This window comes from Lelliottia jeotgali (assembly GCF_977070485.1).
Genome location: NZ_CDRVFO010000041.1, coordinates 1 through 1,690 on the forward strand (window position 1 = coordinate 1; position 1,690 = coordinate 1,690).

Genomic DNA, 1,690 nt, shown 5'->3' on the forward strand with positions numbered 1-1,690 from the left:
GAATGTTGATTTCTGACTTTTGTCAGATCGTTCTTTAAAAATTCGGATATGTGATAGAAATAGACTGACATGCACTTTCACTGGTGTGTGATCAGGCTAAGGTAAAATTTGTGAGTTCTGCTCGAAAGAGCAACATGCGAATTTTCGGCGAATGTCGTCTTCACAGTATAACCAGATTGCTTGGGGTTATATGGTCAAGTGAAGAAGCGCATACGGTGGATGCCTTGGCAGTCAGAGGCGATGAAAGACGTGGTAGCCTGCGATAAGCTTTGGGGAGTCGGCAAACAGACTGTGATCCAGAGATCTCTGAATGGGGGAACCCACTCAGCATAAGCTGAGTATCTTGTACTGAATACATAGGTGCAAGAGGCGAACCAGGGGAACTGAAACATCTAAGTACCCTGAGGAAAAGAAATCAACCGAGATTCCCTTAGTAGTGGCGAGCGAACGGGGACCAGCCCTTAAGTTGGTTTGAGATTAGTGGAACGCTCTGGAAAGTGCGGCCATAGTGGGTGATAGCCCCGTACACGAAAATCTCTTATCAATGAAATCGAGTAGGACGGAGCACGAGAAACTTTGTCTGAATATGGGGGGACCATCCTCCAAGGCTAAATACTACTGACTGACCGATAGTGAACCAGTACCGTGAGGGAAAGGCGAAAAGAACCCCGGAGAGGGGAGTGAAATAGAACCTGAAACCGTATGCGTACAAGCAGTGGGAGCCTACTTTGTTAGGTGACTGCGTACCTTTTGTATAATGGGTCAGCGACTTATATTCAGTGGCGAGCTTAACCGAATAGGGGAGGCGTAGCGAAAGCGAGTCTTAATAGGGCGTTTAGTCGCTGGGTATAGACCCGAAACCGGGCGATCTATCCATGGGCAGGTTGAAGGTTAGGTAACACTGACTGGAGGACCGAACCGACTACCGTTGAAAAGTTAGCGGATGACCTGTGGATCGGAGTGAAAGGCTAATCAAGCTCGGAGATAGCTGGTTCTCCTCGAAAGCTATTTAGGTAGCGCCTCATGTATCACTGTAGGGGGTAGAGCACTGTTTCGGCTAGGGGGTCATCCCGACTTACCAAACCGATGCAAACTCCGAATACCTACAAGTGCCGAGCATGGGAGACACACGGCGGGTGCTAACGTCCGTCGTGAAAAGGGAAACAACCCAGACCGTCAGCTAAGGTCCCAAAGTCATGGTTAAGTGGGAAACGATGTGGGAAGGCTTAGACAGCTAGGAGGTTGGCTTAGAAGCAGCCACCCTTTAAAGAAAGCGTAATAGCTCACTAGTCGAGTCGGCCTGCGCGGAAGATGTAACGGGGCTCAAACCATGCACCGAAGCTACGGGTATCACCTTTGGTGATGCGGTAGAGGAGCGTTCTGTAAGCCTGTGAAGGTGAGTTGAGAAGCTTGCTGGAGGTATCAGAAGTGCGAATGCTGACATGAGTAACGACAATGCGAGTGAAAAACTCGCACGCCGAAAGACCAAGGTTTCCTGCGCAACGTTAATCGACGCAGGGTTAGTCGGTCCCTAAGGCGAGGCTGAAAAGCGTAGTCGATGGAAAACAGGTTAATATTCCTGTACTTCCAGTTATTGCGATGGAGGGACGGAGAAGGCTAGGCCAGCTTGGCGTTGGTTGTCCAAGTTTAAGGTGGTAGGCTGAGATCTTAGGCAAATCCGGGATCTCAA

Annotated in this window: 1 rRNA gene; it reads left to right on the forward strand. The window is 49.5% G+C overall.

Annotated elements, in window-relative coordinates:
- Nucleotides 1-192: 192 nt before the first annotated feature.
- A 23S ribosomal RNA gene (locus ACW4TB_RS27470) occupies nucleotides 193-1,690 on the forward strand; the annotation flags it as partial.